Origin of the sequence: Diaphorobacter sp. (assembly GCF_050251835.1) — a bacterium.
GTDB lineage: Bacteria > Pseudomonadota > Gammaproteobacteria > Burkholderiales > Burkholderiaceae_C > JBFXIE01.
Window position 1 is genome coordinate 1 of record NZ_JBFWLZ010000051.1, and the last position, 9,014, is coordinate 9,014.

Below are 9,014 nucleotides of genomic sequence, written 5' to 3' on the forward strand. Positions count from 1 at the left end.
GCGGGCAGGGGCGCAATGCCTCAGTTATTGCCCAGGGCAATGCCTTCGCGCCGCGGGTCGGCGCCACCGGCATAGGTGCCGGCACCCGGGTTGCGCGCCAGCAGGCCTGCGCTGCCGTCGTCGCGCCAGCCGTTGAAGACCACGCCGTGCAGGCCGCTGGTGAAGCTGTCGGTCTGCGCCACGGTGTGGCCGCGGGCCTTGAGGCCTTCGCGGATGGCGGCGGTGTCAATCAGCGAGCCTTTTTCAATCGATGTGGTGGCGTTGGTCTGGGCACCGAAGTTGGGCAGGTTGATGGCCTGCTGCACGTTCAGCTTCCAGTCGATCATGCCGATCAGGCTCTTGGCGGTGTACTGGATGATGGCGCTGCCGCCCGGCGAGCCGATGGCGGCCTCCAGGTCGCCCGTGCCGGCGTTGAACACCAGCGTGGGCGCCATCGAGCTGCGTGGGCGCTTGCCGGGCTCCACGCGGTTGGCGATGGGCTTGCCGGCCGCGTCGGTGGCGGTGAAAGAGAAGTCGGTCAGCTGGTTGTTCAGCAGGAAGCCGCGCACCATTTGCAGGCTGCCAAAGCCGTTTTCGATGGTGGTGGTCATCGACACGGCGTTGCCCGCGCCATCCACGATCGACAGGTGGCTGGTGGACGGCAGGTTCAGCGATGTGTCGGCCCCGCGCGGCTGCACCATGTCGGGCGGCGTGCCTGCCACGGGCGTGCCGATGGTGGTTTGCATGCTGATCAGGCTGGCCCGGCTCTTGAGGTAGTCGGCGTTGATCATGCCGGCCTGCGGCACGTTGACAAAATCAGGGTCGGCCACGTACAGGGCGCGGTCGGCATAGGCCAGGCGGTAGGCCTCGGAGATCAGGTGCACCGAATCGAGCGTGTTCGGCCCCAGGCCCGCCAGGTTGAAGTTTTGCAGGATGCCCAGCGTCTGCAGCACCGCCAGCCCGCCGGAGCTGGGCGCGGGCATGCCGCAGATGCGGTACTGCACGCGGTACACCCCGCACACCGGCTCGCGCACCTTGTGGGTGTAGCCGCTCAGGTCCTGCAGTGACAGCGTGCCCGGATTGGTGGGGTGCTGGTTCACCTTGTTCACGATGTCCTGCGCAATGGCGCCCCGGTAGAACGCATCGGCGCCGCCGACGGCAATCGCCTTGAGCGTGGCGGCGAATTCGGGGTTCTTCAGCAGGGTGCCAGCCGCCTTGGCGCTGCCGTCGGCATTCAGGAAATAGCTGGCGCCGGGCTCACCCTGCGCCTTGATGCGCGCCGCCGATCCCGCAATCGACACACTCATGCGCGGCGAAATCGCAAAGCCTTCTTCGCTGAGCTGGATGGCGGGCTCGAACAAATCCTTCCAGGGCAGCTTGCCGTGGGCCTTGTGCGCGGCCTCCAGCATCCGCAGCAGGCCGGGCGTGCCGACCGAGCGCCCGCCATCCACAGCGGCCAGAAAGCCCAGCGGCTTGCCGGCGCCGTCCAGAAACAGGTCGGGCTTGGCGTTGCGCGGCGCGGTCTCGCGCCCGTCGTAGGCCAGTACCTTGTTGCCGCCCTTGTCGAAGTGCAGCAGAAAAGCCCCGCCGCCGATGCCCGATGACTGCGGCTCGACCAGATTCAGCACCATCTGCGTGGCAATGGCCGCATCGATCGCGCTGCCGCCGCGCGCCAAAATGGCCACCCCCGCCTGCACGGCCAGCGGATTGGCGGCCGAAACCATGTCCCGGTCGGCATAGGCAATTGCCTTGGCCGTATAGCCCGAGGGTGGCTCCGGCGGGACAAATTGCTCCGAAGGCTCTGCCGTTGGGCCATCGCTGCCGCCGCAGGCCGTCAGCACGGCCAGTGCCGCCGCACTCAGGTAAACCAGCGAATAACGCCGACTCAGGGAATAGGTTGCCATTGCGACTCCTGAAAAAAAGTGAGCGAGGGCGCAGCGTAGGCCTAAAGCCGGGCGCTGTCACAAAACTGACGCGCTGATTCGTTAGGGGAATCCCGCAACGGGCTACCGTTTGCGGCTGCCCGGCGATGGGGCCGCAAGGCCTCAATGCCGTACGTGGTATCCACAACGCAGCCGGGGTTGCGTCATGGCTCCTGCGGTGGTTCAATCGGCGCCTTCGAAGGGGAGTAGCTCCCGGCGCTGGGCCTTCGCGCTGCATCTGCGCGCGGGCTGCAGGGCTTTCGGTCTGTCGTCAGTACGAAGCGTCCCGCTTCCGGCAGCCCGGGTTCGCCGCGCGCGCATGGGCCGCAGGCGGGCCGAGCAAGACCTTTGACGGCCCTGCGGGGTTGATCAAGGCTGCCCTTTCCCGTGCGCAATGCAACCCGTGCAGGCGGACAAGTCTTCGGTCACCGCGCAGTGCTTTCTGTGCGCAGGCTTGCCGTCACTGACTGCAGTGGCGCAAGCCTGCTTTTGGTTACTGATAACGAGGACTTTATGGAATTTCTGACTTCGCCCGAGTTCTGGGTTGCGCTGGGGCAGATCATCATCATCGACATCCTGCTGGGCGGCGACAACGCCGTGGTCATCGCCCTGGCCTGCCGCAAGCTGCCGCCCGCGCAGCGCACCAAGGGCATCATCTGGGGCACGGCCGGCGCCATCATCTTGCGCGTGGTGCTGATCGCCTTTGCCATGACGCTGCTGAACCTGCCGTTCCTGAAGGTGGTGGGCGCCATCTTGCTGGTGTGGATCGGCATCAAGCTGATCGCCCCCGACGAAGACGGCCACGGCAACGTGGCCGAGAGCGACAAGCTGCTGGCCGCCATCAAGACCATCATCGTGGCCGACCTGGTGATGAGCGTGGACAACGTGATCGCCATTGCCGGCGCTGCGCAGAACGCGGGCGACCACTCGCTGCTGCTGGTGGTGCTGGGCCTGCTGATCTCCATCCCGATCATCGTGTGGGGCAGCCAGCTGGTCATCAAGCTGATGGAGCGCTTCCCCATCATCATCGTCGCCGGCGGCATGCTGCTGGGCTGGATTGCCGGCGGCATGCTGGTCAGCGACCCTGCCCTGGCCAACCCCGACAAGTGGCAGTGGATGTTCAAGCTGGAGCAATCCGACACCCTGAAGTACGCCGCCAGCGTGGCCGGCGCACTGCTGGTGCTGGCGGTCGGCAAGGCCATCGTGGCCCGCCGCGAGCAGACGGTGCCTGCCCAGCACGGCTGACCTTGTGCGCCATCTGCCCGGGGTTTGCACCCCGGGCAACCGCGCACAGCGCCCCACCCAAGGAGTCAACATGCGACTGTTGTTCAAATGGTTGTTGAGTGCAGCCGCCCTGCTGTGCGTGGCCTACCTCTACAGCGGTGTCGAGGTGCGCAGCTTTGGAGCGGCGCTGATTGCGGCCTTTGTCATCGGCCTGTTCAACGCGGTGCTGCGCCCGGTGCTGGTCATCCTCACGCTGCCGGTCACCATCGTCACCGTGGGGCTGTTTCTGTTCGTCATCAACGCGCTGATGTTCTGGGCTGCCGCCTCGGCGCTGGGCGACGGCTTCCAGGTACGCGGATTCACGGCAGCGCTGATCGGCTCGCTGATCTATTCGGTGCTGGGCCTGCTGATCGAGTCAGCGCTCGGCCGCCTGTTCTTTCAGAAGTGACTCCACGGCGCGCAGCCGCGTGTCGATGATCGACAGCTCGATGTAGTCGCCTGCCGCGCTGCCCCCGCGGGCCGGGTTGCGCGCCAGATCCTGCCCGGCCTTGAAGCGGTCCACCGCGGCGGCGTAGTCGTAGCGCGCGGCATGGGCCTCGGCTTCGGCGCGCACGGCGCGCAGCAGCTGCCCCTGCTGCTGCCACACCTGCGCCAGCGCCTGCCACGCCGCCGCGTCGCGCGGGTGCGTGGCCACCCAGGTTTGCAGCGGCCCGGCCATCTCTGCCGCCGCACCCGTGCGCAGCAGCGCCTGGGTGCGCAGCAGCAGCTCGGGCCGTCCCGGCGCCGCCTCGGCCGCCCTGGCGACCCCCGTCTCTCCTGCAGAACCTGCCGCGCCGGCCCGCCGGGCGCCATCCAGCACCACGCTGCCTTGCAGGTAGGACAGGGCAGCGGGCGCGTTGCCGGCGGACAGTTCCAGCTCTGCGCCCAGCAGGCGCGCCAGGCGCGCTGCTGCCTTGCCGTCATGGCCATCGCCGCCATGCAAAGCGCGGGGCAAGTCATTTTGCAAACCGCGCAGGCATTTGCGCGCCGTGGCCATGTCGCCCAGCTGCACCGCGCTGAGGGTGGCCGCGTACCAGGCCGCCACGCGCTCGGGCATGGGCCGCGCGGCAAAACCGGCGTCCTGCGGCTCGGCCACCCACTGGCGCCAGGTGTCCACGCCGGGGCGCATCAGCACGCGCGCGCGCGCAGCCATCATCAGGTGATCGAGCGTGGCGGGCGCGGGCTGCGCAGCGCCCTGCGGAATGCGGCTGTGCATGTCGGCAATGCGCTGGGTGGTCAGCGGGTGGCTGCGCAGGTAGGGCCAGCTGCCGTTGTCGTTGATGCGGTTGGCCTGCTGCAGCTTGTCGAACATGCTGACAAAGCCCTGGGGCGCAAAGCCTCCGGGCTCCATCAGGCCGTAGCCCACGCGGTCGGCCTCGCGCTCCATTTCGCGCGAGAAGTTGAGCTGGTTTTGCACCGCCAGCGCCTGGCCACCCACCACCAGCGCCTGCGCCGCCTCGGGGCTGCGGCTGGCGGCCAGCGCGCCCAGAATCATGGTGCCCAGCATCAGCGGCGTCTGGCGGCCCTGCTGGGCGATCAGGCGGGCGATGTGGCGCTGGGTAACGTGGCTGATCTCGTGCGCCAGCACCGACGCCAGCTCGTCGCGCGTGCCCACCACGCCGATCAGCCCCAGATGCACGCCAAAGTAGCCGCCGGGCAGCGCAAACGCGTTCACCGTGCGGTCGCGTCCCAGCAGAACCTCCCAGGCGAAGCGCTCGCGCAGCTCGGGCGCCAGCTCGCCGCGGGCCTGGGCGGCCTGCAGCAGCGCCTGGAACAGGCCCTGCACATATTCATGCAGCACCGCGTCGTCGATGTAGTCCGGGTCGCGGTACAGCTGGCGGATGATGCTGTCGCCCAGCTTGCGCTCGGCGCTGGTGGTCATCTCGGCGCCATCGCCCATCATGGGCAGCTGCGGCTGGGCCACGGCCAAGGGGGCCTGTGCCGTGCCGGTTGCTATTAAAAAAGTAGCTGCTAGCGCCCTAGAAATAAGAGCTAAAGGCCATTTAGGCTTGTGATACTGCACGGGGTTCCTCCGCCCGACTGGCCGGGCATGCCGCATGCCGCGGCCATCAACACATGGCCGTATGATGCCGCGCACCCGCGAATGTTTCGCGCCTGATCGCCGACTTGTCAGCCTGCCAGCCATGAACGCTTCCGCCACGCCCGCCACCCCGCTCACCCACTTCGACGCCCAGGGCCAGGCCCACATGGTGGATGTGGGCGCCAAGCCCGCCACCCACCGCACGGCCGTCGCCACCGGCCGCATCGAGATGCAGCCCGCCACGCTGGCGCTGGTGCAGTCGGGCACGGCCAAAAAGGGCGACGTGCTGGGGGTGGCGCGCATTGCCGCCATCATGGCTGCCAAGCGCACCAGCGATTTGATTCCGCTGTGCCATCCGCTGGCCCTGACCCGCGTGGCCGTTGACTTTGAACTGCTGCCCGCGCACAACGCCGTGCAATGCACCGCCACCGTCGAGACCGTGGGCCCCACGGGCGTGGAGATGGAAGCCCTCACCGCCGTGCAGGTGGCGCTGCTCACCATCTACGACATGTGCAAGGCCGCCGACAAGCGCATGGTGATGACCGGCGTGCAGGTGCTGGAAAAGCACGGGGGCAAATCAGGCAGCTTTGTGGCCTGATTTCAAGCCAAAACAACCTGCAACCCAGGTGGGATAAGCGCTAGTAGCTATTTTTTGTATAGCTACTGAATGCTTGCAGGCGCGTTCACACCTTCTCAGGTTAGCCGCCGCGGCGCTGCCCGCACGGGGCCGGTGCGCTGGGCGGCGGCCTGCTCGCGCTGGCGTTCACGATCGCGCTGGCGCTCGAACTTGCGCAGCTCCTTGTCGTTGCGCCGGATGTGCAGCGACAGCCAGTCGCGTAGCGCCGTGGACAACTGCGATGCGACGGTGATGCCGCCGCCCTGCAGCCGCTGCTGCAGCTCGTCCAGCCGGTTGACGAAAGCTTCGTGGCCCTGTTTGTGCCGCTCCAGGTCAGGAAAGCCCAGGCGCGCCATCAGGGCCTCTTCGCGGGCCAGGTGCTCGCGCGTGCTGGTGATCACGCGCTGCAGTATCGATGCCACCACGCTGTGCCCGGCCCCCTGGCTGGTGGCGGAGTGCAGTTCGTTGACCTGATCGACCAGCAGCTTGTGGTCTTCGTCGATGGGGCCGCCGTCGATGACCATGTCGTCCGCCCATTCAAAGTAAGCCATGTCTGCTCCTCTTTATGCGCGGGTCAGGGACAGCGGCTGGCGATCGCCTGCGCCCTGCATCTTGAACACGTCCACGGCGCGCACCAGCGCCTGGGCCTGGGCCTGCAGCGCCTGGGCGGCGGCGGCGGCCTCTTCAACCAGGGCAGCGTTTTGCTGCGTCACCTGATCCATCTGGCCCATGGCCTGGTTGATCTGCTCGATGCCGTGGGTCTGGTCCTGGCTGGCTTCGCTGATCTCGTTCATGATGTCCGCCACGCGGCGCACGCTGACGACGATCTCGTCCATGGTGCTGCCCGCCTTTTCCACCTGCATGCTGCCGGTGCTGACGTTGCTGACCGACTCCTCGATCAGTGCCTTGATCTCCTTGGCTGCGCCCGCGCTGCGGCCCGCCAGCGAGCGCACCTCGGAGGCCACCACTGCAAAGCCGCGGCCTTGCTCGCCAGCGCGCGCGGCTTCCACGGCGGCGTTCAGCGCCAGGATGTTGGTCTGGAAGGCAATGCCGTCGATGATGCCGATGATGTCGGCAATCTTGCGCGACGAAGTGTTGATGGCCTCCATGGTGTGCACCACCTCGGTGACCACGGCGCCGCCGCGCACGGCCACCTGCGATGCCGACTCGGCCAGCTGCGCGGCGTGCTTGCCGCTGTCGAAGTTCTGGCGCACGGTGCCCGCCAGCTCCTGCATGGCGGCGGTTGTCTGCTCCAGCGCGCTGGCTTGTTCCTCGGTGCGGCTGGACAGATCCAGGTTGCCGCTGGCGATCTGCGACGTGGCGGTGGCAATTGCGTTGCTGCCGCTGCGCACCTCGCCCACGATGCCCACCAGGCCCTGATCCATATCGCGCAGCGCCTGCAGCAGCTTGCCTGTTTCGTCGGCAAAGCCCGTTTCGATCGTGTTGCCCAGGTGCCCGCCGGCAACGGCCTGCGCCACATGCACGGCCTGCGCCATGGGTGTGGTGATCGACAGCGTGATGCGCCAGGCCATTGCCACACTGAGTACCAGCGCGGCCAGGCCCAGCGCGATCATGGTCCAGCGCGAGGTGTTGGCACTCTTTTCGGCATTGGCGCCGGCCGTTTGTGCCACCTTTTTCTCCAGCTGGGCCAGCTCTTCGCAGGCCTGCGAGATGATGGCCAGCTGCACCACCGTGACGGTTTTCAGTTCTTGCTGCGCTTGTTCGTCCTGGCCCGCATCCAGCAGCTCCTGAAACCGCTGCTGCGATTTGACATAAATCTGCCGCGCCTGCTCGGCCTTATCCAAAAGCGCCCGTGCCTGTGGAAGCTTGACGGTGTCGTTCAGCAGCTTGAATGCCGCCACGAACCGTTCGCGCTCTTGCATGATTTCCTGGCGCAGCCGCTGGCGCTCCTGGGGCGTGCTGACCACCTGCTGCACCGTGCGCCGGGCGTTGGCTGCGGCAATCAGGCTCAGCGTGCTGGAGGCCTCGGTCTTGGCCCACTCCTCATCAAGGATGTGGTGGGTGGTGTCAATCATGCTGCCCATGCGCAGCACCGCAATGACCACGATGCCCAGCATCACCGCGATGAGCGCGCCAAATGCCAGGCCCAGGCGAGGGCCGATGCGCAGGCTGCGCAAGGAAAGGATGTGGGTAGAAGATTGCGTCATTGCGGTAGCCAGGCGGTACTTTTGAGGATGGGTTGAAGAAAAACAGTAAAAAATACCAAGAAGCCGGAGGCAAAACCAAGCCGTAAAAAAACCGCGCGCAACGGTGCGGAAAGCCATGGAAAACCGCTCTGTAATAAGTAACTGCGAGAATTTCCCGCGGCTTGCGTGAAACGTCTTGGCATCCGGCGGCGCTTTTTTACCGGCATCCCGGCACATTGGCGGCCGATCAGCGCACACACATTGCATCGTAATGTGTGTGCTGCATTGTGCAAGGCCGTGTAAAAAAATGTGCAGGGTGCTGCGCGTTTCTTGATGCCAGTCAAGCCTGTCTTCGCGTAAAGCGTTGAGCATTGACTGTTGTTGCTTTCTCATTCACTCAAGGATTTTTCGATGATCATGGATTCGACACCAGACAGCGAACAGCTGCGGGAGCGCCAGCGCCAGGCTGCCCAGGCCCTTGACGAGACAGTGCACACCCAGCTGTCGCGCGCCTTTAGCGGCCTGTCGCCCATTGCCCTGGCCCTGGCGCATGCCGACTGGGCCCTGCACCTGATGGCCTCGCCGGGGCGCCAGGCCGTGCTGGCCCAGCAGGCCCTGGATTTGTCCCTGCAGGCCTGGAATGCGTCGCTGCCCCAGTCTGGCGAGCCGCATGAGGAGAAAGACGCGCGGTTTACCGACCCCTCGTGGAATCACTGGCCGTTTCGCGCGTTCAAGGCCGGCTACAAGGCGACAGACGCCTGGTGGCGCGCGGCGGCGCAGCAAGGCGGCGGCATCTCCAGGCACAACCAGCACCTGGTCAACTTCTTTACCGGCCAGGCGCTGGAGGCCATCTCGCCGTCCAACTGGCTCTTCACCAACCCCGAAGTGTTGAATGCGGCCCAGGCCAGCCGGGGCGCCACGCTGCAAGACGGCATGCAGTTCTTCATGAAGGATTTGCAGGAGATGCTGAGCGCAGGCCCCGACACGGACCCCCAAGACCTGCCGCCCCTGAAATTTGCGGTGGGCAAGGATGTGGCCGTGACGCC

9 protein-coding genes are annotated in these 9,014 nt (G+C 66.4%); 4 read left to right on the top strand and 5 right to left on the bottom strand.

The features are described 5' to 3' along the window. Positions 1-20: 20 nt before the first annotated feature. The gene (gene ggt, locus AB7E35_RS13650; protein ID WP_428164391.1) at positions 21-1,883 is read right to left on the bottom strand and encodes a gamma-glutamyltransferase; all 1,863 of its coding nucleotides are present in this window, start codon (positions 1,881-1,883) and stop codon (positions 21-23) included. 531 nt (positions 1,884-2,414) lie between these two features. Here ggt and AB7E35_RS13655 point away from each other — a divergent pair. Continuing rightward, entirely contained in the window at positions 2,415-3,146 is a 732-nt protein-coding gene (locus tag AB7E35_RS13655) for a TerC family protein (RefSeq protein WP_428164390.1), read from the top strand. Between the two features lie 70 nt (positions 3,147-3,216). Then, positions 3,217-3,573 carry a phage holin family protein gene (locus AB7E35_RS13660; RefSeq protein WP_428164389.1) on the top strand — a complete coding sequence of 119 codons (357 nt, stop codon included), beginning with the start codon at positions 3,217-3,219 and terminating at the stop codon, positions 3,571-3,573. Here the strand turns inward: AB7E35_RS13660 and AB7E35_RS13665 are convergent. Next, entirely contained in the window at positions 3,541-5,151 is a 1,611-nt protein-coding gene (locus AB7E35_RS13665; protein ID WP_428167752.1) for a M48 family metalloprotease, read from the bottom strand. The genes AB7E35_RS13660 and AB7E35_RS13665 overlap by 33 nt on opposite strands. Positions 5,152-5,308: 157 nt before the next feature. On the opposite strand from AB7E35_RS13665, the gene moaC reads away from it, so the two are divergent. Next, a complete protein-coding gene (gene moaC, locus AB7E35_RS13670) occupies positions 5,309-5,803 on the top strand; it encodes a cyclic pyranopterin monophosphate synthase MoaC (protein ID WP_428164388.1) in 495 nt (164 codons plus the stop codon). Between the two features lie 95 nt (positions 5,804-5,898). Here the strand turns inward: moaC and AB7E35_RS13675 are convergent, their stop codons facing one another. Genes AB7E35_RS13675 through AB7E35_RS13685 form a run of 3 tightly spaced genes read right to left on the bottom strand, consistent with a single transcriptional unit; the run spans position 5,899 to position 8,312 of the window. Continuing rightward, positions 5,899-6,372 carry a bacteriohemerythrin gene (locus tag AB7E35_RS13675; RefSeq protein WP_428164387.1) on the bottom strand — a complete coding sequence of 158 codons (474 nt, stop codon included), beginning with the start codon at positions 6,370-6,372 and terminating at the stop codon, positions 5,899-5,901. 12 nt (positions 6,373-6,384) lie between these two features. Continuing rightward, the gene (locus AB7E35_RS13680) at positions 6,385-7,989 is read right to left on the bottom strand and encodes a methyl-accepting chemotaxis protein (protein ID WP_428167750.1); all 1,605 of its coding nucleotides are present in this window, start codon (positions 7,987-7,989) and stop codon (positions 6,385-6,387) included. Continuing rightward, positions 7,986-8,312, bottom strand: coding sequence for a hypothetical protein (locus AB7E35_RS13685; RefSeq protein ID WP_428167751.1), 327 nt, complete (start codon positions 8,310-8,312; stop codon positions 7,986-7,988). Before AB7E35_RS13685 ends, AB7E35_RS13680 begins: the two co-directional genes overlap by 4 nt. A 73-nt stretch (positions 8,313-8,385) precedes the next feature. Here AB7E35_RS13685 and AB7E35_RS13690 point away from each other — a divergent pair. Continuing rightward, positions 8,386-9,014 (top strand): poly-beta-hydroxybutyrate polymerase N-terminal domain-containing protein (locus tag AB7E35_RS13690; protein ID WP_428164385.1); only part of this gene is annotated, 629 nt, incomplete at its 3' end.